Consider the following 23,743-nt stretch of genomic DNA (forward strand, 5'->3'; position numbering starts at 1 on the left):
ACGCGCAGACCCTGTCCGAGGTGATCGAGTGACCACGACGTCGAGTCGAGATGAGGAGAGTGCAAAGGTGGAATCGAACGGGGCCGTCGCCCTTGTCTTCGGCGACCGGAAGGTCTCCCGTGACGAGTTCACCGCTCGGGTCGCGGACCTCGCCCGGACCCTGATCGCCGCCGGGGTCGGCCCCGAGGTCTCCGTCGCCGTGGCCATGCCGCGGTCGGTGGAGCTGATGGTCGCTCTGCACGCGATCACGGTCGCCGGCGGCGCCTACGTGCCGCTCGCCGTCGACGCCCCGGCCGACCGCGTGGAGTACATGATCGAGACGGCGGGCAGCACGCATGTGCTCGTCGTCGCCGGTGCGATCCCCGGCGTGGTCGCCGGGCTCGACGACGTGCGGGTCGTCGAGGTCGACGCGAACGGTCCGGTCCCCGAGGCCGCACCGATCACCGACGCCGACCGGGTCCGCCCGGTGCATCCCGACGACGCCGCGTACACCCTCTTCACCTCGGGTTCCACGGGGCGTCCGAAGGGCGTGACGGTGACGCACCGCGCGATCGCCAACCGCCTGGAGTGGATGCGCGACTGGTATTCGCTCGGCAGCGACGACGTCTTCGTCCAGAAGACGCCGATCACCTTCGACGTGTCGGTGTGGGAGCTGTTCCTGCCCGCCGCGGTCGGCGCGACCACGGTCATCGCCGAACCCGGACGACACGGCGACCCCGCCTACCTGGCCGACCTGGTCGAGCGGGAGCGGATCAGCGTCGTCCACTTCGTCCCGTCGATGCTCACGGCCTTCGCCGACACCCTCGGCGACCGGCTGGCGGACCTGACCTCCCTGCGCGTCCTGTTCACCTCCGGTGAGGCGCTGACCGCGCCGGTCGCCCATCGCGTGCTGGAGTCGCTTCCCCGACTGGAACTGCAGAACCTCTACGGCCCGACCGAAGCCGCCGTCGACGTGACCGCGCATCACGTCACCCTCGACGACCAGACCGTGCCGATCGGCGGGCCGGTTCCGGCGACCACCGTGTACGTCCTCGACCGGTGGTTGCAGTGGGTTCCCGTCGGGGTGCCCGGAGAGCTGTACCTCGGCGGCGTCCAGTTGGCGCGCGGCTACGCCTCGCGCCCGGATCTGACCGCCGAACGCTTCGTCGCCGATCCGTTCGGCGTCTCCGGCGAACGCCTGTACCGCACCGGCGACCTGGTGCGCTGGAACAAGGCCGGTGAGATCGAGTACCTTGGCCGCACCGACTTCCAGGTGAAACTCCGCGGCCAGCGACTCGAACTCGGCGAGGTCGAGGCGGTCCTCGCGAGCGCCCCCGGTGTCGTGAACGCGGCCGCCGCCGTCGTCGAGTTCCCCGCCGGCGCCCAGCTCGTCGGCTATCTCTCGCCGGCGGACGTCGACCTCGACGCGGTCGCCGATGCCATGGCGGCGCGGCTGCCCGAGTACATGAGGCCCACCCAATGGGTGCTGCTCGACGAACTGCCGCTGAACGATGCGGGCAAGGTCGCGCGGCGCGAACTGCCGCAGCCTGAACTCGGGGAGCGCGAATACGTCGCCCCCGACTCCGAGAACGAGGCCGCGGTCGCCGCGGTGTTCGCCGACGTGCTCGGTGTCGAACGGGTGTCCGTCGAGGATTCCTTCTTCGGCATCGGCGGCAACTCGTTGGCGGCTACTCGGGTCGCCGCTCGCACCGCCGAGGCGCTCGGTGTGATGGTGACCGTTCGAGAGGTCTTCGAGGCGCCGACGGTCCGCGAACTCGTCCGCTCGGTCGAAGGCAACACGCCTGCGTTGCCGCCGGTGGTGGCGGTGGTGCCGCGTCCGGGCCAGGTTCCTTTGTCGTTTGCTCAGCAGCGGATGTGGTTCATCAATCGTTTGGATCCTGTGTCTCCGGTGTACAACGTGCCGACGGTGTTGCGGGTTCGCGGTGGTCTGGACGTGGAGGCGTTGCACGCGGCGTTGGTCGATGTCGTCGTCCGGCATGAGGTGTTGCGCACCGTCTTCCCAGACCGGGATGGTGTTCCCGCGCAGTCGGTCGCTCAGACTTCGTCGGTCGCGGCGCGTCTTGATTGGGCGGTGGTCGGTTCGCGGGCCGAGGTCGAGGCTGCGGTGATGGCCGGGTTCGATCTGGTGTCGGAGTGGCCGATCCGTGTTCGGGTGTGGGAGGTCGCTTCGGACGAACACGTCCTGGCGGTGATCACTCACCACATCGCCAGTGATGGTGAGTCGCAGTTGCCGTTGGTGACCGATTTGCTGACGGCGTATTCGGCGCGAGTCGAGGATCGGGTCCCGGAGTTCGCTCCGTTGCCGTTGCAGTTCGCTGATTTCGCGATTTGGCAGCATGAGGTGCTGGGGTCGCCGGAGGATCCGTCGTCGGTGGTGGGGCGTCAGCTCGGTTACTGGACCGAACAGCTTGCCGGATTGCCGGATGTCTTGTCGTTGCCGGCTGATCGTCCGCGTCCGTCGAGTGCTTCGCACGAAGGACACCAGGTCGATTTCGAGATTCCCCGGGATATCGCGGAACGGGTCGAGGCGGTGGCTGAGCGGTTCGGTGTGACGCCGTTCATGGTCGTCCACGCGGTGCTCTCGGTACTCCTGTCGCGGTTGTCGGCGACTGATGATGTTGCGGTGGCGACGCCGATTGCTGGTCGTGGTCAGGCTGAGCTGGATCGGTTGATCGGTATGTTCGTGAACACGTTGGTGTTGCGGGCGCGGGTTGATTCGTCGATGAGTTTCGTTGATTTGTTGGGGCAGGTGCGGAAGACGGATCTGGATGCGTTTGCGCATGCGGATGTGCCTTTTGAGGCTGTGGTCGATGCGGTTGATCCGGTGCGGTCGGAGGCGTTTGCGCCGTTGGCGCAGGTGTTGTTGTCGTTTGATCCGGGTGCTTCGGCGCGGGATGTCGATGTGGCGGTTGCGGGTCTGGAGTTCTCGGCGGTGGAGTCCGAGCAGGTGCCGGCTCAGTTGGATTTGTACATCACGGTGTCCACGACTGCTGATCAGGTGTGGAGTGGTTCGATCGTCTATGCCACGGATTTGTTTGATGCGTCGACGGTTGAGTTGTTCGCTGCTCGTTTGGTGGCGGTGCTTGATGGTGTGACTGTTGATCCGTCGGTGGCTGTGGGTGACGTGGATCTGCTGGCTCCCGAGGATGTGGCTGCTGAGTCGGCATGGGAGTGGGGTTCTGAGCGGTCGTTGCCGGGGTTTGTGTCGGTGGGTGATGTGCTTGCTGCGCAGGTGGCGAGGACTCCGGATGCGCGGGCGTTGGTGTTTGGTGAGCGTGTGGTCTCGTATGGGGAGTTCGGTGCTCGGGTTAATGGGTTTGCTCGTGAGTTGATTGCGGCGGGTGTGGGGCCGGATGTGGCTGTTGCTGTGGCGGTGCCGCGGTCGGTGGAGATGATGGTCGCGGTGCATGCGGTTGTTGCTGCGGGTGGTCAGTATGTGCCGGTGGATTTGGGTACTCCGGCCGATCGTGTGAAGTACATGTTTGAGACGGCTCAGGTGAAGCTGATGTTGGTCTCTGATCGTGGTGTCGCGGTGGAGGCTTTGTCTGCTGCTGAGGCTGTGGGTGTGCCGGTGCTCGGGGTGGATGCTTCGGGTGAGATCGATGTTGCTGCTGCTGGGTGTGCGCCGATTTCTGTGGGTGAGCGTCGTGGTCGTCTGACTGGTGATTCGGCTGTTTATACGCTGTTCACGTCGGGTTCGACGGGTATGCCTAAGGGTGTGACTCTGTCGCATGGGGCGGTGTTGAATCGTTTGTGGTGGGGTTTGGATGAGTTGCCGATCGACGGTAGTGATGTGGTGGTGCAGAAGACGCCGTTCACGTTCGATTGTTCGGTGCCGGAGTTGTTTGCGCCGTTGATGGTGGGTGCCGCTCTTGTCGTGTTGAGGCAGGGTGGGCATTTGGAGCCGGTGTATGTGGCGTCGGAGATTGTGCGTACGGGTGCGACGATGGTGCATTTCGTGCCGTCGATGTTGTCGGTGTTTTTGGATGTGGTTCCGCGTGAGTTGTTGGCGTCTTTGACGTCGGTGCGGATCGTGTCGGCGACGGGTGAGGCGTTGCCGCCGGCGGTGGCTGCTCCGGCTCGTGAGGTGTGGCCGGATGCGTTGTTCTACAACTTGTATGGTCCGACTGAGGCTGCGGTGGAGATCACTTATCAGAGCATCGGTGAGGTCCGTGCGGAGGATTCGACGGTGCCGATCGGTGTTCCGGTGTGGAATTCTTCGGCGGTGGTGTTGGATTCGCGTCTTCAGCGGGTTCCTGTGGGTGTGCCGGGTGAGTTGTATCTGGGTGGTGTGCAGTTGGCGCGGGGGTATGCGGGGCGTCCGGATTTGACGGCGGAGCGTTTCGTGGCTGATCCGCACAGTGTTTCGGGTGCGCGGTTGTATCGGACGGGTGATCTGGTGCGTCGTCTCTCGGGCGGTGTGTTGGAGTATTTGGGTCGTACGGATTTCCAGATCAAGTTGCGTGGTCAGCGTATCGAGTTGGGTGAGATCGAGGCTGTTCTTGCGGCGGCGCCGGGTGTGGTGCATACGGCGGTGACGGTGGCGTCGTCGCCGGATGGTGGTGAGCATTCGGTGGGTTATGTGTGTGCGGGTCCGGGGGAGTCTTTGGATGTGGAGGCTGTGAAGGTTTCTGTGGCGGGGGCTTTGCCGGGGTACATGGTTCCGACTGTGTGGATGGTCGTGGACGATATCGCGTTGAATACGGCGGGCAAGATTGATCGGAAGGCTCTTCCGGTGCCGGAGTTCGGTTCTTTGGAGGCCGAGTACGTCGCTCCGGAGAGTGAGGTGGAGGAGAAGCTCGCGGCGGTGTTCGCGGATGTGTTGGGTGTGGATCGGGTGTCGGTGACGGAGTCGTTCTTCGATGCGGGTGGTAACTCGTTGTCGGCGATGCGTCTGGTGGCGAGGGCTGGTGAGGCTCTGGGTGTTGAGTTGAATGTGCGGGATTTGTTCGACGCCCCCACGGTGCGTGAGTTGGTTGTGGCGTCGGTGGGTAAGTCGGAGGCGTTGCCGCCGGTGGTGGCGGTGGTGCCGCGTCCGGAGCGGGTGCCGTTGTCGTTTGCTCAGCAGCGCATGTGGTTCATCAACCAGTTCGAGCCGGAGGCGCCGACGTACAATATTCCGGCGGTGTTGAGGTTGACCGGAACTCTGGACGTGGATGCGTTGCGTGTGGCGGTGGCTGATGTGGTGCGTCGTCATGAGGTGTTGCGGACCACGTTCCCGGACGTCGAGGGTGAGCCGGTGCAGGTGGTGGCGCCGGAGTCGGCGGTCGAGTCCGGTCTGCCGTGGTTTGAGGTCGCTTCGGTCGAGGAACTGGAGCGGGCTGCGTCGGCTGGTTTCGATGTGTCCTGGCAGTGGCCGTTGCGGGCGATCATCCATCGTCTTGGTGATGGGGAGTTCTTGTTCGCTGTGGTGGCGCACCATATCGCTGCTGATGGTGAGTCGATGTTGCCGCTGATCACTGACATGCTGACTTCGTATGCGGCGCGAATGGTTGGGCAGGAGCCGCAATTCGTCCCGTTGCCGGTGCAGATCGCTGATTATGCGATTTGGCAGCATGAGGTGCTGGGTTCGGTTTCGGATCCGGAGTCGGTGGTCGGTCGTCAGGTCGGGTATTGGCGTGAGCAGTTGGCTGGTGTTCCGGATGTGTTGGATCTGCCGATGGATCGTCCGCGGCCGGCGGTCGCCTCGCATATCGGTGCTCAGGTTTCATTCGTGATTCCCGCGGTGGCCGGTGACCGGATAGCGACACTGGCTCGTGACACGGGTACGACACCGTTCATGGTTATCCATGCCGCTCTCGCAGTACTGCTCGCGCGGTTGTCGGGGACCGAGGACATCGCGATCGCGACTCCGACGGCCGGTCGTGGTCAGGCTGAGCTTGATGCGTTGGTGGGCATGTTCGTCAACACCTTGGTGTTGCGTGCTCGGGTTGATTCGTCGATGTCGTTCGCTGATCTTCTGGAGCAGGTGCGGGAGACCGATCTGGGTGCTTTCGGGCATGCGGAGGTGCCGTTCGAGTCGGTGGTTGAGGCGTTGGATCCGGTCCGAAGCCAGGCCTTTGCGCCGTTGGCGCAGGTGATGTTGTCGTTCGATCCGGGTGCGTCGGCGGCACAGGATCAGGTCGAGGTCACGGGGCTGACCGCCGATCTGGTGGATCCGCCGATCATCTCCGCGCAGGTTGACCTCACGTTCAGTGTGTCGTCAAGGTCGGAGAGTGCGGATTGGTTGGGCTCTGTCGTCTATGCGACGGAGCTGTTCGATGAATCCGCGGTTCAGATTTTGGCGAGTCGTTTCGTGGCTCTGCTTGATGTGTTGACGGCTGATCCGGGTCTGGCGGTCGGTGATGCGCCGATGCTCACAGCGGTTGAGCGGGGGGCGGCGTTGGTCGCTGGGACCGGTCCGGTGGCGGAGGTTCCTGCTGGTTCGGTCGCTGATGCGGTGGCGGCGCGGGTGGTTGAGGCTCCGGAGAAGATCGCACTCTTGTTCGAGGGTCGTGAGGTGTCGTATGGCGAGTTCGGTGCGCGTGTGGCGGTGTTGGCGCGTGAGTTGATCGCTGTGGGTGTGGGGCCGGAGGCGGCTGTGGGTGTGTGTATCGAGCGTGGTGTCGAGTTGTTGGTGGCTGTTCATGCGGTGACTGCTGCTGGTGGTCAGTATGTTCCGGTGGATACGGGGGCGTCGGCTGATCGTGCGGGGTCGATGCTCGCTACGGCGGGTGTGCGGTTGGTGTTGGTGGCCGCGGGGAGCGCACCCGAGGCGGTGGCGGGTTTGGCTGGTGTCGAGCTGGTCGAGGTGGATGCGTCTGGTGAGGTGGATCTGTCGGTCTCTCCAGTCACCGATGTGGAGCGGTCGGCTCCGTTGCGGAGTGGGAATGCCCTGTACACGTTGTTCACGTCGGGTTCGACGGGGACACCGAAGGGCGTGACGGTCTCTCATGCGTCGGTGGTGAACCGGCTGGTGTGGATGCGTGACGATTACGGCATCGGTGTCGACGATCGGTTCCTGTTGAAGACTCCGTACACGTTCGATGTGTCGGTGTGGGAGTTGTATCTGCCGTTCCTGGTGGGTGCGCCGTTGGTGGTTGCTCGTCCGGATGGGCATCGGGATCCGGCGTATCTGGCCGAGACGATCGGTGAGGAGTCGGTGTCGGTGGTGCATTTCGTGCCATCAATGCTGTCGGTGTTCCTCGATGTTCTCGGTGATCGGGTCGGTGGGTTGATGTCGTTGCGTCTGATGTTCACCTCCGGCGAGGCGTTGCCGGCCGGGACTGCGCGGGAGCTGCTGGGTCGTCTGCCTGGGCTGGGTCTGCACAATCTGTACGGTCCTACCGAGGCCGCTGTCGATGTCACGGCGGCTCGTATCGGGGCTGATGTCAAGTCGGTGACGATCGGTCGTCCGGTCGCGAACACGACGGCATTCGTCCTCGATGACCGATTGCGGCCGGTTCCGGTGGGTGTACCGGGTGAGTTGTATCTCGGTGGTGTGCAGGTGGCGCGGGGGTATGCGGCGCGTGTGGATTTGACGGCGGAGCGGTTTGTGGCTGATCCGTACGGTGGTTCCGGTGCACGTTTGTATCGCACCGGTGATCTGGTGAAGCGTCTGGTCGGCGGGGATATCGAGTATCTGGGTCGCACCGATTTCCAGGTGAAATTGCGTGGTCAGCGGATCGAGCTCGGTGAGGTCGAGTCGGTGATCGCGGGGGTTCCGGGTGTGGTTCATGCGGCGGCGTCGGTGGCGGCGTCGTCTGCAGGTGCGGAGTTTCTGGTGGGGTATGTGTCGCCGACGTCAGTGGATCTGGATGCAGTGAAGGCGCATGCGGCGGGGGTGTTGCCGGAGTACATGCGTCCGTCGGTGTGGATGCTGCTCGATGAGGTGGTGTTGAACACGGCGGGCAAGTTGGATCGTCGTGCGTTGCCGGAACCGGATCTGTCGTCGACTACGACCGAGTATGTCGCCCCAGTGGGGGAGGCTGAAGAGGCGATCGCCGCGGTGTTCGCTGATGTCCTTGGTGTGGAGCGTGTCGGTGTCAACACCTCGTTCTTCGATCTGGGTGGTAACTCGTTGTCGGCGATGCGTCTGGTCGCCAGGGCCGGTGAATCGCTCGGTGTCGAGTTGTCGATTCGTGATTTGTTCGATGCGCCGACGGTGCGTGCGTTGGCGGTGGCGTCTGTGGGTAAGGCTGTGTCGTTGCCGCCGGTGACGAGGGTGGTGCCGCGTCCGGGTCGGGTGCCGTTGTCGTTTGCTCAGCAGCGGATGTGGTTCATCAATCGTTTGGATCCGGTTGCGCCGACGTACAATATTCCGGCGGTGATGCGGTTGTCCGGTGCGGTGGACCTCGATTTTCTGCGTGCGGCGGTGGTCGATGTCGTCTGTCGTCATGAGGTGTTGCGGACGACGTTCCCTGATTCCGAGGGTGTGCCGGTGCAGGTGATTGCGCCGGAGTCGTCGGTGGAGGCTGGTCTGCCGTGGATCGCTGTCGGTTCGCTGGAGGGTTTCACTTCTGCGGTGGCGGCTGGTTTCGATGTGACGTCGCAGTGGCCGATTCGGGTGGTCGTGTATCCCGAGGGCGACGGTTTCCTGTTCGCGGTGGTGGGTCATCATATCGGTGCCGACGGTGAGTCGATGTTGCCGTTGATGACTGATGTGTTGACGGCGTATGCGGCGCGTGTGGTGGGTGAGGTTCCGCGGTTCGTTCCGTTGCCGGTGCAGTTCGCGGATTTCGCGATCTGGCAGCATGAGGTGTTGGGTTCTCCTGACGATCCGAGTTCGGTGTCGGGGCGTCAGCTCGCGTATTGGCGGGAGGCGTTGGCGGGGATTCCGGATGTGTTGGAGTTGCCGGCGGATCGTCCGCGTCCGGCGGTCGCGTCGTATGTCGGTACGGGTGTGGATTTCACGATCCCAGCGGAGGTTGCGGCTCGAGTCACGGAGTTCAGTCAGGTGTCGGGTGCGACGCCGTTCATGGTGGTTCATGCGGCGTTGTCGGTGTTGCTCGCCCGGTTGTCGGCGACCGAGGACATCGCGGTCGTGACTCCGGTGGCGGGACGTGGCAAGACTGAGCTCGATTCGCTGGTGGGCATGTTCGTGAACACGCTGGTGCTGCGTGCTCGTGTGGACACGTCGATGTCGTTCGCTGATCTGGTCGATCAGGTTCGGGTTTCGGATCTTGATGCGTTGGCGCATCAGGATGTGCCGTTCGAGTCGGTGGTCGAGGCTTTGGATCCGGTGCGTAGTGAGTCGTTTGCGCCGTTGGCGCAGGTGATGTTGTCGTTCGATCCGGCTGCGTCGGCGTCGCAGGCGAGTGCGGAGATCGCGGGGATCTCTGTTGAGCCGTTGGCTCCGCCGGTGACGCCTGCTCAGGTGGATTTGACGTTCAACGTCAATACTGCGCAGGCGGGTCAGGACTGGTCCGGTTCGTTGATCGCCACAGTGGATTTGTTCGATGAGTCCACTGCGCAGTGGTTCGCCGATGTATTCGTCAGGGTGTTGAGTGAACTGACTTCTGCTCCGTCCACCGCGGTCGGTGATGCTCCGATCGTCGATCCCGCTGAGCGGGGGGCGGCGTTGGTTGCGGCGACGGGTCCGGCGGAGTCGACTCCGGCCGGTTCGGTGGCCGATGCGGTCGCTGCGCAGGTGGTGAAGGCCCCGGAGGCGGTGGCGCTCTCGTTCGAGGGTCGTGAGGTGTCGTACGGCGAGTTCGGGTCCCGGGTCGCGGTGCTGGCGCGTGAGTTGATCGCCGCGGGTGTGGGGCCGGACGTCGCGGTGGGTGTGTGTATCGACCGCGGTGTGGAACTGCTGGTGGCGATTCATGCGGTGACGGCGGCGGGTGGTCAGTACGTGCCGGTCGACACCGGTGCGCCGGCCGACCGCGCTGAATACATGTTCTCGACGGCCGGTGTGCGTCTGGCGCTGGTGGCAGCCGGCACGAAGCCTGAACCGATCGAGGGGCTCGTCGGGGTGGGGTTCATCGATCTCGTCGAGGTCGATGCCTCTGGTCCGGTACCGGAAGGTGTGAAGCCGATCGCCGATTCCGAACGTGTCGCTCCGCTGCGGGGTGAGAACGCCCTGTACACGTTGTTCACGTCGGGTTCGACGGGGACACCGAAGGGTGTGACCGTGAGCCATGGGTCGGTCCTCAACCGACTCTGGTGGGGTTTGGATGCGTTCGGGTGGAGCGCGGGTGATCGCATCGTCTTGAAGACGCCGTACACGTTCGACGTGTCGGTGCCGGAACTTTACGCACCGCTGATGAGCGGTGCGACGGTGGTGATCGCGAGGCCGGACGGGCATCGTGAGCCGGGATACATCGCCGACCTGATCGCCGAGTCGCAGGCGACGTCGGTGCATTTCGTGCCGTCGATGCTCTCGGTGTTCTTGGATGTGGTCGATCGGGAGAAGTTGGCGTCGTTGACGTCGTTGAAGTGGTTGTTCGCCTCGGGTGAGGCGCTGCCGCCGGCGACGGTGAAGACCGCGCATGAGATCTGGCCGTGGATCGGGATCCACAATCTGTTCGGTCCGACGGAGGCCGCGGTCGAGGTCGGTTGGGCCGACGTCTCGGCGGCACCGGAGGTGGTGACCATCGGCAAGCCGGTGTGGAACACCACCATGCTCGTCCTCGACGATCGCCTCGCCCCTGTCCCAGACGGTGTGCCCGGAGAGTTGTACCTCGGCGGCGTTCAGGTGGCCCGCGGGTATGCGGCTCGCCCGGACCTGACCGCCGAGCGGTTCGTTCCGGATCCGTACGGTGCTCCCGGTGCGCGTTTGTATCGCACCGGTGACCTCGTCAGGCGTCTGGTCGGCGGGGACATCGAGTATCTGGGTCGTACGGATTTCCAGGTGAAGCTGCGTGGTCAGCGGATCGAGCTCGGTGAGATCGAGGCCGTGTTGGCGGCGGCGCCGGGTGTGGTGCACGCGGCCGCGGCCGTCGTGACGTCGCCGGCCGGTGGTCAGGTGTTGGCCGGGTTCGTCTCTCCCTCGAACGTGGATCTGGGTGCGGTGAAGGTCCACATCGCCGAGTCGTTGCCGGAGTACATGCGTCCGACGGTGTGGACCCTCTTGGACGAGGTCGCTCTCAACACCGCGGGCAAGCTTGATCGGCGGGCTCTGCCGGAGCCAGATCTGTCGTCGACCGTGGCCGAGTATGTGGCTGCGGCGGGTGAGGTCGAGGAGAAACTGGCCGCGGTGTTCGCCGACGTGCTCGGTGTGGATCGGGTGTCGGTGACGGAGTCGTTCTTCGACATGGGCGGTAACTCGTTGTCGGCGATGCGCTCTGGTGGCGCGAGCCGGTGAAGCGTTGGGCGTCGGATTGTCGATCCGTGATCTGTTCGATGCGCCGAGTGTGCGTGAGCTCGCTGCGGCATTGGCGGGTAAGGCTGCGGCGTTGCCGCCGGTGGTGGCGGTGGTGCCGCGGCCGGACCAGATTCCTCTGTCGTTCGCTCAGCAGCGGATGTGGCTGCTCAACCAGCTCGATACCACCTCGGCGACATACAACATCCCGATGGCGGTGCGACTGACCGGAGACGTCGATCGGGATGCGCTGAACGCCGCTTTCCTCGCGACGATCGGTCGTCATGAGGTGCTGCGCACGCTCTTCCCCGGTGAAGGAGCCGACCCGCGTCAGCAGGTGGTCCCGGCCGGTCGGTTCGAAGCCATGCTCGACTGGGCGGAGACCGACGACCTCGACGAGCTCATCGCCACCGTGACCTCCGGTTTCGATCTGACGACCGAACTCCCGATCCGCGGGCGCGTCCGCTACACCGAGGGCACCGTGGAGTTGGCCGTCGTCGTGCATCACATCGCCTTCGACGGTGAGTCGACGCCGGTGTTCCTGCGCGATCTGGTGACCGCGTACGGCCGATACATCGAAGAGCGCACCGCCGAGCTCCCCGCACTCGAGATCCAGTACGCCGATTTCGCGCTCTGGCAGCACGAGGTGCTCGGCGCTCCGTCGGATCCGGAGACTCCGCTCGGGCGTCAGGCAGCCTACTGGCGTGAGCATCTCCGAGGTCTTCCCGAGGTCACGGATCTGCCGATGGACCGTCCGCGTCCGCGGGTGTTCGACAACCGCGGTGCCGAAGTCCGGGCGACGTTCGACGACGAACTGGCCGACCGAGTGAACGAGCTCTGCCGGGCGACCGGGGCGACTCCGTTCATGGTCACGTACGCGGCACTGGCGGCCACGGTCGCTCGACTGGCGGCCACGTCGGACACCGTGATCGCGACGCCGACGGCCGGCCGCACCCACGCGGCGATCGACGAGTTGGTGGGCATGTTCGTCAACACGCTGGTCCTGCGGGCCGACACCACGCCTTCACGTCCGGTGGCCGACCTGCTGGATGCCGTCAGAACCGACGTTCTCGACGCCTTCACGAACGCCGACATCCAGTTCGACGATCTCGTCGAGATCCTCGCCCCGGCCCGAACCCCGGCCTATTCGCCGCTGGCGCAGATCGCCTTCACGTACATCGATGCGGAGGAGCCGGTCGAGACGGAGGCCTCGACGACGGGCATCGGCATCGAGCCGATCGACACGGGCGAGATCGAAGCCAAGTTCGATCTCATGGTCCTGGTGCACGGACCCGGCACGACGACGCCGATGTCGGTCGAGTTCCTGTACTCGAAGGCGCTGTTCGACCCGTCGACGGTCGAGCGTTTCGCGGACGTGTACCGTCGCGTGCTCTCGGCGATGGTCGACGACCAGAGCATCGCGATCGGCGACATCGACATCGTCGGCGCCCCGGCGACCGCGGCGACCTCGGCGGGCTCCGTGCGGAAGGCGACCGCTTCCCGCACGTCGGCTCCGCTCGCCGACGCACACGTCGACGAGGGAACCCTCGTCGACGTCCTCGCCGAACGGGAACTCGACCCCGACCATCCGGCACTGATCTGCGGTGACGTCGAGGTCTCCTACGAGGACTTCGAGGAGCGGACGAACCGCGTGGCGCGTGCCCTGCTCGCCCGCGGGGTCACCGCCGAGGACGTCGTCGCGGTCGGCATGGAACGCAGCATGGACTCGGTGATCGCCGTCTGGGGCGTCATCAAGTCGGGTGCGGCGTATCTGTCGATCGACCCGGCCTACCCGGACGAGCGCATCGCGTACATGCTCGACGATTCGTCGGTCGAGTTCGGCATCACCACCGGCGGGGTCCGGAACCGCCTCGGGGAGTCGGCCTGCAGCTGGGTCGATCTTCCCGAGCTCGAAACGGAAGCGGATTCGGGTGACGACGTCACCCCGCAGGACCGCGGTTTCTCGATCCGCCTGAGCAATCTCGCGTACCTGATCTACACCTCGGGTTCGACCGGTCGCCCCAAGGCCGTCGCGGTCTCGCACGCGGGCATCGCCGACCTGGTCGGCGGCTACGAGTCGGTCACCGGTTCGCTCGACGACGATCCGGACACCCGGATCCTGCACGTCGCCTCGCCCAGTTTCGATGCGTCGTTCTTCGAGATGGCGTGGGCGATCACCGCCGGGCACACCCTCGTGGTGGCGCCGCAGTCGGATTACGCGGGCGAAGCGCTCGACGCGGTGCTGCGCGACGGCGAGGTCACCGACATGGTGATCACGCCGTCGGTGCTGGCGACCGTCGATCCCGAAGCGGGGGAGACGGTCCGGAATCTGGCGACGGCGGGCGAGGCGTGCCCGCCGGAACTGGTCGAGCGCTGGGCGGCCCGCGGCCGTCGTCTCTGGAACTTCTACGGACCTTCCGAGACCACCGTCTGGGCGACGAAGGCTCGCATGCTGGCCGGTAAACCGATCACCATCGGCAAACCCGTCGACGGTTTCACCGCACGCGTGCTCGACGCACGTCTGCACGAGGTGCCGCGCGGCGTGGTCGGCGAGCTGTACCTGTCGGCTCCGGGACTGGCGCGCGGCTACCTCGGTCGCCCGGACCTGACCGCGGTCGCTTTCGTCGCCGATCCGTTCGGCGAGCCGGGCGAGCGCATGTACTCGACCGGAGACCTGGTCAAGATCGGAGCCAAGGGCGGTCTTCGAGTTCGCCGGCCGTGCCGACCACCAGGTGAAGATCAACGGCCAGCGCGTCGAACTCGGTGAGATCGAGGCCGTGCTGGCTGCGCAGTCCGGGGTCGCGCAGGCCGTCGTCGTCGGACACGACACGGAGCAGAACGGTCGGAAGCACACCCGGCTCGTCGCGTACCTGATCACCGCTTCCGGAGCATCGATCGACACCGATGCCGTCGCGGAGCAGGCCGGAGCACGATTGGCCGCCCACATGGTGCCCGCTCAGTTCCTGGTGATCGACGAGATCCCCCGGACTCCCGCGGGGAAGCTGGACCGTGACGCGCTGCCACGCCCGGATGCGGAGGAACGACGCGCCGAGTACGTGGCCCCGGAGACCGAGACGGAGCGGTTGCTCGCGAACATCCTCGGCGGTCTGCTCGGCGTGGAGCAGCTGAGCGTCACCGAATCGTTCTTCGCTCTCGGCGGCGACTCGATCATGTCGATCCAGGTCGCGTCCGCGGCGAAGGCCGCCGGTCTGATCGTGACGCCCCGAGACGTCTTCGAACACAAGACGGTCCGGGCGATCGCCGCCGCAGCGGAAGCGGGCGGTCCGGCGGTCCCGCCGCTGGACGAGCCGGAGGGCGGTGGAATGGGATCGGTCGTGCTCCCGCCGATCGTCTCCTGGATGGTCGACGGAGCGTCCTCACCGGAGGTGTTCCGTGACTTCAACCAGTCGTCGACGCTCGTCGCCCCCGACGACATCACCATCGATCAGCTGCGCGCGATCGTCTCGGCCGTCGTCGAGGCGCATCCGATGCCGTCGGCACGACTGATTCGCGAGGGCGACGGATGGGCATTCGATTCCGGGCTCCCGTTCGATGCCGTCGCATCGGTGCGGGTATCGGACACCGATGCCGAGGCCGCGGGCGGCGAACTCCTGGGTCGACTCGACCCCGCCGCAGGCCGGCTCCTCGAGGTCTCACTGGTGCCGGGAGAGGACGGTGCCGGCCGCATCGTGATCGTCGGTCATCACCTCGCCGTCGACGCGGTGTCGTGGCCGATCATCGTCGAGGACTTCATCACCGGCTGGGCACAACTGTCCGAGGGCAGGCCGATCGAGCTGCGCCGTGAAGCGGTGTCCGCGCGAGCCTGGTTCGAGGCGCTGTCGAAGCGGGACGTGAGCGCCGAACTCGGTTACTGGCTCGAGAAGTCCCCGACGACCGTCACCCGATTCGGGACCGATCCGCAGGCGCCGTCGGTGCCGTGGTCGGAGACCGAGTCGTACGTGCTCCAGATCCCGCCGGTCGTGACCGAACCGGTGCTCACGACGGTCCCCGAAGCCTTCCGCGGCAGTATCGACGACGTCCTCCTCGGCACGCTGGCTCGTGCCGTCCGTCGTTGGCAGGAAGATCGGGGCATCGACGACGACGCGCCGATCACCGTCATGACCGAGGGACACGGCCGGTACGAGGACGTCCTCGAGAACGGTTCCGACCCGCGGCGTGCGGATCTCTCCCGCACCGTCGGCTGGTTCACCACCACGTCACCGCTGCTGGTCGATCCCGGCCAGGACGTCGTGCACGCGGTCAAGGCCGCGAAGGAAGAGCGACTCGGGCGTCCCGGCCACGGTCTCGGTTACGGACGACTCCGTTACGGCGGCAGCGACGAACTCGCGACCCGTCCCGCGCCGTCGATCAGTTTCAACTACCTGGGCGGTCGCGGTGGCACCGTCTCGGACACCGACGAGGGCTCGGCGGCGGGGTCGCTCCCGATGTTCCCGGCCGCCGATGCTTCGAACATCCCCTCGACCGCGGACGGCCTGCTGACCCATCCGGGAGTCCTGTCGATCAACGCCTCGACATCGCCGAGCCCGGAGGGCTCGGTCATCAGCGCGGACCTGAGGTTCGTCGGAGCTGTGCTCTCCCGGAGCGACGTCGAGGACATCGGCGAGCGTTGGGTCTCGGAACTGGCCGAGGTCGTCGAACAGTCCCGGGCCGGCGATCCGGGTCTCTCTCCGGCCGACGTTCCCGGGACCGCGGTCACCCAAGCCGATCTGGACGTCCTCGCCGAGCGGTACCCCGGTGCGGACGTCTGGCCGCTCACGCCGCTCCAGACCGGGCTCTTCTTCCTTTCCGATCTGGCGGTCGGCGCCGTCGACGTCTATGTGACTCAGGCCGTCGTCCACTTCGGAGGAGCGGTCGACGAGCGACGCCTGGAGAACGCCGCGCAACGGCTTCTCGACGAGCATCGTTCACTGCGGTCGGGCTTCGTGCGGACGGCCTCCGGCGTCGCGGTGACCGTGGTGCCGCCGACTGTGAAACTGCCGTGGCGGGTCGTCGACCTCGACGGCGACGACGAGGCGTCGGTGCACGAGGCGATCCGCGAGATCGCGGACACCGAGAAGCTGGTGCCGTTCGACATGAGCGCACCGCCGCTGATTCGAGGAGTACTGGTCCGGTCCGGTGCGCGCCGCAGCCTGGTCATCACGAATCACCACATCCTGTTCGACGGATGGTCGGGTCCGCTGGTGCTCGCCGACCTGCTCGCCCTGTACGCGACCGACGTCGCCTACACGGCGCAGGTACGGTCCGGCAGCGCCGACTTCGGAGACTTCGTCACGATGGTCGCCGAAGCGGATCGCGACGAAGGACGGAAAGCCTGGGCCGAGGTCCTGGCTCCCGTCGACGAGCCGACCGTGGTCGCCGCCCACAGCCGGGTGGCAGAAGACACGATGCCTCGTGAACTGAACCTGAGTCTGGGATCAGAACTCACGCGGGAGATCGAGTCGATGGCGCGAGAGCGCGGTGTCACGGTGACCACGATCCTGCAGACGGGCTGGGCCGTGCTTCTGTCGAAGATGACCGGCCATCAGGTGGTGACCTTCGGTGAGACCGTGTCCGGCCGCCCGGCCACGCTGGAGGGTGTGGAGTCCATGATCGGGCTCTTCATCAACACTCTGCCCGTCGTGGTGGACGTGGATCCGGCCCGGTCGATCGGCGAGGTGATCGAGAGACTCCAGACCGACAAGGTCAAGACTCTCGACCATCAGCACCTGAGCCTCGCGGAACTGAACGGGATCGCCGGTCACAGTGTCCTGTTCGACACGCTGACCGTGTACGAGTCGTATCCGGTCGACAACGACAGCCTGGCGTCGGTGGACACCTCCGTCGTGGACGGCGCCTTGGAGGTCGTCGGCGTCGAGGTCACGGACGCGACGCACTACCCGTTGAATCTCAGCGCGTCGCCGACGGCTGAGGGCATCCACCTGCGGATGACGTACCTGCCCGCGGTCTTCACCGAGGGCCAGGCCGGTGTGCTGGCGTCGGCGTTGACGACGATCCTGTCCGGCATCGTCGCCGACCCGTCGCAGAGCGCGGGTGACGTGCCTCTGGTCGATCCGGCCGACGCCGCAGCGGAACTGCTGCCGTCGACGGCACCGGCGGTCGAGCCGCGTCCCCTGGTCGACATGCTCGCCGCCCGCGACCTCGACCCGGACAAGCCGGCGGTGATCGCCGACGGTCGGGTGATCGGTTATCGCGAGTTCGAAGCGCAGACCAATCGCGTCGCGCGGGCGTTGATCGCCGACGGCATCGGGCCGGAGGACGTCGTCGCCGTCATGCTGGATCGGTCCGTCGAGGCGCTCACCGTCGTGTGGTCGGTGATCAAGACCGGCGCGGCCTTCGTCGCCATCGATCCCACGCACCCGGACGAGCGCATCGCGGGCATGCTCGAAGACGCCCGGTCTCGAATCGGAGTCACCGATCCGGCTTCGCACCGTGAGTTCTCCGGCGTCGACTGCCGCTGGCTGACGACGGACGAGCTGCTCGCCGTCGAGGGCGACGGATCGGATCTCACCGCTGCGGATCGGAACGGTCCCGTCCGCGTCGACAACCTCGCGTACCTGGTCTTCACGTCCGGGACCACCGGACGCCCGAAGGCCGCCGCCAACCGTCATACCGGTCTGGCCACGCTACTCGCATGGTTGACCAGCGTTACCGGAACCGCTGCCGAGCACTCAGACGCGCGGATCCTTCACGTGTCGTCGCCGAGCTTCGACGCCTACTTCTTCGAGCTCCTGTGGGCGCTCGGAGCCGGGCACACACTCGTCGTCGCCCCCGTCGACGCCTATGCGGGTCCAGCGCTGGACGAGCTCATCGAGTCGCAGCGCATCACCGATGCGTTCGTGACGCCGTCGGTCCTGTCGACGCTGGACGCCGAGCGCGCCGGATCTCTCCGTAACTTGATTGTCGGCGGCGAGTCCTGCGCGCCGGATCTGGTCGACAAATGGGCGGGTCCGCATCGCCGGATGGTCAATCACTTCGGCCCGTCGGAGGCGACCGTCATCTCGTCGACCGCCGAACTGACGCCGGGAGAACCGGTCACCGTCGGAACCTCGGTCCGCGGCTTCACGGCCTACGTGCTGGATCAGCGACTGCATCCGGTGCCCCGGGGACTGGTCGGGGAACTGTATCTCTCAGCCTCCGAGGGCCTCGGCCGCGGGTATCTCCGTCGTCCGGGCATGACCGCGACGAGTTTCGTCGCCGACCCGATCGCGAGCGATGGATCCCGGATGTACGCCACGGGAGATCTCGTTCGCATCAACGACGACGGTGCGCTGGAATTCGCCGGCCGCAGCGACTTCCAGGTGAAGATCAACGGCCAGCGGATCGAACTGGCCGAGATCGAACAGGTCCTCAGCGAGCAGGAGGGCGTGGAGACCGCCGTCGTCGTGGGCGTCGACAAATCGTTGATCGCCTACGTCGTCGCGGTCGGTGATACGGAACCGGATCCGCGGGACCTGACCGTTGCGGCGGCCCAGCGGCTGCCGGGATTCATGGTCCCGTCGCACATCGTGTCGATCGACGAACTGCCGTTGAACACCGTCGGCAAACTTGATCTCAAGGCTCTGCCCATGCCGGAGATCACTGTTCTGAACGACGATCTCTCCACTCCTGATACCAGGGAAGAAGAGGCGATCGCCGCGGTGTTCGCTGATGTCCTTGGTCTGGAACGGGTCGGTGTCAACACTTCGTTCTTCGATCTGGGCGGCAACTCGTTGTCGGCGACGCGTGCGGTGGCCGGGATCTCGAGCGCACTGGGTGTTCAGCTGTCGGTGCGGGATCTGTTCGACGCGCCGACAGTGCGGCAACTCGCTGTCGCCTCCACAGGTAAATCGGACGCCCTGCCTCCGGTGGTCACGGCCGATCCACGACCTGAACGGATTCCGTTGTCGTTCGCGCAGCAGCGTATGTGGCTGATCAACCAGACCGATACGAGTTCGCACGCCTACAACGTTCCGATGGGTCTACGGGTCACCGGACCTCTCGACGTCGATGCTCTGCGCGCGGCCTTCGTCGATGTTGTCATTCGACATGAAGTCCTTCGATCGACGTTCCCAGCGACGGAGGGCAAACCACACCAGGTGATCGCGGAGGAGTCCACGGTCGCCGCTGTGCTGGACTGGGGCGTCGTCGACTCGCTCGACGAACTACAGGAGTCTCTGTCCACGGGCTTCGATGTCACTGTGCAGACACCGATCAGGATCCGGGTATGTGGCATCGGCGCCGATGAGTACGTCATCGCCACCGTCATCCATCACATCGCCTTCGACGGTGAGTCGATGGCGCCGTTGGTCACCGACCTGTTCACCGCATACCTCGCTGAAGCGGAAGGTCGCGCTCCGGAGTTCGCAGCATTGCCGTACCAGTTCGCCGATTTCGCGATCTGGCAGCACGAGGTGCTCGGTTCTACGGACGACTCGGAGGCGATCATCGGTGAGCAGCTGAACTACTGGCGGGAGCAACTCGAGGGTCTACCCGAACTGGTCGAACTCCCACTGGACCGACCTCGGCCACGGGTGGCCACCACGCGTGGCGCGGCCGTCGGATTCGAGATACCGGAAGACGTGACTGCCGGAATCGAGCGGATCGCCGAACAGGCCGGTGCGACGTCGTTCATGGTGGTTCACGCGGCGCTCGCCGCCCTCTACTCTCGGATGACGGGTCAGCGTGACATCGCTATCGGTACCCCGATCGCCGGCCGCAATCAGTCAGGTCTGGATTCCCTGGTCGGCATGTTCGTCAACACTCTCGTCTTGCGGACCGAGGTGCGGCGTGGCATCACGTTCGATGCGCTACTGGCCGACACGAAGAAGACCGACCTTGACGCGTACGCCAACGCGGATGTGCCGTTCGAGACGATTGTCGAAGCGACCGGTACCACGCAGTCGTCGTCGTTCGCACCGTTCACCCAGATCTGGCTGACCTTCAACCAGACCGATGTCCCGGAGATGGCCGGTGCGAACCTGGTCGAGGGGCGGGTCGGTGATCTCTCGATTTCTCCGATCGCCGATGCATATGTACCGGCGAAGGTCGATGTGCTGGTTGCCGTCGGACAGTCGGATGGGGCGTGGTCGGGCAGCATCGTGTACGCGACGGACCTCTTCGATGAGGCCACGATCCAGGTGTTCGCAGATCACCTCGTCGAGATGATCGAGCAGATCGTGACCGATCCGTCAGCGGCGGTGTCGGCGCTGAAACTGTCCGACGAGAAGACGGCGGCCTCCGTGACGGGTCTATCGGCGACGCCTGTGCCCGGATCGCCGACAGGGGAGCGAGACGCTCGATCCGTTCCTTCCGACGAAGCGGTCGTGTCCAGCGGCGTCGGAGAGAGCCCGATCCTGTTGAGCGGGATCTTTGCGAGAACCGTGGCGAAGTGGGGACCGCGCCAAGCGGTTGTCGACATCGACGGTTCGATCATCACGTACGACGAACTGGATGCCCGGTCCAATCGCCTCGCACGCTGGTTGATCGCCCGTGGCTTGGGCAGCGAAGATCTGGTGGCTCTGGCGATCGGTCGTTCGGTGAATCTCCTGACCGCGATCTGGGCCGTGACGAAGACCGGTGCCGGTTACGTGCCGATCGATCCGACCTACCCGGCTGATCGGGTCGAAGCCATGGTGGAGGATTCCGAGGCAGCTCTCGGTCTGGCGGTCGTCGAATCCGGTGAACTGCCGTCCCGGGGATTCGACTGGTTGTCGTTGGATTCCGATGAGACGTCCACGGCGATAAAGGCGTTCGACGATGTGCCGATCCGTGACGATGAGTTGCTTCGCCCGGTCGGCGTCGACGACACGGCATACGTGATCTTCACATCGGGTTCGACCGGACGTCCGAAGGGCGTCGCCGTGACCCATTCCGGTCTGGCGAACTTCGCGGCGGAGGAGTCGCGACTGGCCGAATCGGACGAGCGCTCCCGTGTGCTCGCGTTCGCATCGCCGAGTTTCGACGCTTCAGTCCTGGAGTATCTTCTGGCCGCGTGGTCGGGTGGTGTGCTGATCTACCGTCCGAACGAAGCTGTCGGCGGCGCGGTCCTGCAGGACTTCATGATGCGTCAAGCCGTCACTCACACTTTCCTGACCCCGTCAGTCCTGGCCACCCTTGATCCGTCGATGCTGCCCGCGCTGCGGGTGGTGTACGCCGGTGGCGAAGCCGTGCCGCAGGCACTGAAGGATGAGTGGGCGCTCTACCCGCGGATCCAGAATCTGTACGGTCCCACCGAGACCACGATCGGCGTGGCCATCAGCGAGCCGATGCAGGTCGGTGATCCGGTCTACCTCGGCGGCCCGATCGCCGGTGTCGGCTTCCTGGTGCTCGACGACGAACTCCTGCCGGTTCCGGTGGGAGCGCCTGGAGAACTGTATGTGTGCGGTGATGCGTTGTCCCGCGGATACGTCGGTCTCCCCGCGCTGACCGCTTCGCGTTTCGTCGCCAACCCGTACGGTGTTCCGGGTGACCGGATGTACCGGACCGGTGACGTGGTGCGGTGGCGTCAGGATGACGACGGTCGGCGCACGCTCGAGTACACCGGTCGCAGCGACGACCAGGTGAAGCTCCGCGGTCTGCGGATCGAATTGGGCGAGATCGAGACGGTGCTGTCCCAGCATTCCGAAGTGAAGGCATCAGTGGTCGTCGGCATCGGAGGGTCGGTGGCGACGGCACTGGCCGGCTACGTGGTCCTCGATGACGGTGCCCCGGTGGACGGCGCGCGATTGCGCGCCTACCTCGCCGAACATCTGCCGTCGCACATGGTGCCGTCATCGATCACGGTGCTTGACGCGCTGCCGTTGACTCCGGTGGGCAAGCTCGACAAGCGGGCGTTGCCGGAACCGGTGATCGAGGTCGGTGAGTACGTCGCACCCGAAGGCGATGCGGAGATCGCGATCGCCGCGGTGTTCGCCGAGGTCCTCGGCGTCGACCGGGTGTCGGCGACCGAGTCGTTCTTCGACCTGGGCGGCAACTCGCTGTCGGCGATGCGCGTCGTCGGACGTGTCGCCGAGGCACTCGACGCCGGGATATCGATAGCCGACATCTTCGCGGCTCCGACGGTTCGCGGTGTCGTACGCACTGTGAACGGTGCGCGGGCGGTCTCCCCGGTTCTTGCTCTGCGGGCCCAGGGCACCGGGGCACCGCTGTTCTGCGTCCACCCGGCCGGCGGCCTGGGTTGGGCGTTCGGCGGGATACTCCCGTACGTGTCCGACCGACCGGTGTTCGCGCTCCAGGAACCGTCGGTGGTCGCGGGAGAACCGGCGGCGACGTCGATCCGGCAACTGGCGGAACGCTATGTCGCGGAGATCCGCGAGATCCAGCCGGACGGGCCGTACCATCTGCTCGGCTGGTCGATGGGCGGTGTCATCGCCTACGAGATGGCGACGATCATCCGCTCCGACGGCGGCGAGGTCGGGCTGCTCGGCCTCATGGACTCGATCGCCGGAGCCTTCTTCGCCGCCGGCGAGGACGGCGAGGCCACCGGCCCGGAAGACGCCCGCGCATTGGTGCGCGGCATGCTCGGCAGTCTGGGCGAGACGGATCTGCTCGACGACCTCGCCGAGGGCTCCATGGACGACGTGCTGGACGTCCTCCGCAAGCGGGTCGTCGAACTGAGTCTGGGCACCGCCGAACACGTGGACCGGGTGATCGAGAGCTTCGTGAACGCCGGCCCGCTGCTCGAGACCTGGACTCCCGCTTCGCCGGCGGGTTCGCTGCTGTACTTCACCGCCACCGCGGACAAGACCGATCCGACGGTGATGGCGGAGTACTGGCGTGACCAGGCGAACGTCGAGGTGGAGAACGTCGACGTCGACGCCGGACACTTCGATCTCGGCGGCGACACCGCCTGGCGGGTGATCGGTCCGGCGATTGAACGAAGGCTTGCCTTACTCGACGGCAAGACCGTCATGGAAGAATACGAAACGGAAAGAGAGGATCACATCTGATGACCAACCCCTTTGACGACGAGAACGGCCGCTTCTTCGTCCTCGTCAACGACGAGAACCAGCACTCCCTGTGGCCGACCTTCGCCGACGTCCCCGCCGGCTGGACCAAGGTCTTCGGCGAGGACAGCCGCGACGCGTGCCTGAAGTACGTGGAGGAGAACTGGACCGACCTGCGCCCCAAGAGCCTCATCGAGGCGATGGAGCGCGACGCCGCGGAGCGTGCCGCGGGCGAGTGACCGGAGCCGTGAGTCCGTCGTCGGCGCCGTCCGCGTCGGCGCCGGGCTCACGCTCGTCACGGGTCTGTTACGAACCGGTTCCGGTCGTGCCGGTCGCGTGTGTTATAGCCGATGACGGTGGACTATGGAACACAAGACATCGGGTATCCACAGTGTCATTTGACACAATATTGTTTCAGAAGCTCCATTTTTGCAGGTCGGAGTGCAATACTGGATCTCATGTCCCACAAATGGGGGACAGAAGAAGTAGGGTCCGAACCTACGACTGACAGGTGATG

At 65.5% G+C, this 23,743-nt stretch carries 4 protein-coding genes and 1 pseudogene; all 5 read left to right on the plus strand.

The genetic code is table 11. The annotated features are described in order from the left end of the window. Positions 1 to 67 precede the first annotated feature (67 nt). Positions 68 to 1,459: pseudogene (locus tag QM809_RS07865) on the plus strand (amino acid adenylation domain-containing protein); the annotation flags it as partial. Then, positions 1,445 to 11,284 (plus strand): amino acid adenylation domain-containing protein, encoded by a 9,840-nt coding sequence (locus tag QM809_RS07870; protein WP_415047037.1) that lies wholly within the window; start codon positions 1,445 to 1,447, stop codon positions 11,282 to 11,284. The pseudogene QM809_RS07865 and the gene QM809_RS07870, both read left to right, overlap by 15 nt. Before the next feature lie 49 nt (positions 11,285 to 11,333). Continuing rightward, the gene (locus tag QM809_RS07875) at positions 11,334 to 14,048 is read left to right on the plus strand and encodes a non-ribosomal peptide synthetase (protein WP_415045237.1); all 2,715 of its coding nucleotides are present in this window, start codon (positions 11,334 to 11,336) and stop codon (positions 14,046 to 14,048) included. Then, positions 14,014 to 23,229: an amino acid adenylation domain-containing protein gene (locus QM809_RS07880; RefSeq protein ID WP_415045238.1), complete on the plus strand. Its 9,216-nt coding sequence runs from the start codon at positions 14,014 to 14,016 to the stop codon at positions 23,227 to 23,229. The genes QM809_RS07875 and QM809_RS07880 overlap by 35 nt, the downstream gene beginning before the upstream one ends. Further along, complete coding sequence (locus QM809_RS07885) at positions 23,229 to 23,465, plus strand: MbtH family protein (protein WP_415045239.1); 237 nt, start codon at positions 23,229 to 23,231, stop codon at positions 23,463 to 23,465. The genes QM809_RS07880 and QM809_RS07885 overlap by 1 nt, the downstream gene beginning before the upstream one ends. Positions 23,466 to 23,743 lie beyond the last annotated feature (278 nt).

Source organism: Gordonia sp. (in: high G+C Gram-positive bacteria) (assembly GCF_047600385.1).
Lineage (GTDB): Bacteria > Actinomycetota > Actinomycetes > Mycobacteriales > Mycobacteriaceae > Gordonia.

Coding starts and splice junctions, on each gene's coding strand:
- QM809_RS07870 (WP_415047037.1), top strand. CDS start 1,445: ATGAGGCCCACCCAATGGGTGCTGCTCGACGAACTGCCGCTGAACGAT.
- QM809_RS07885 (WP_415045239.1), top strand. CDS start 23,229: ATGACCAACCCCTTTGACGACGAGAACGGCCGCTTCTTCGTCCTCGTC.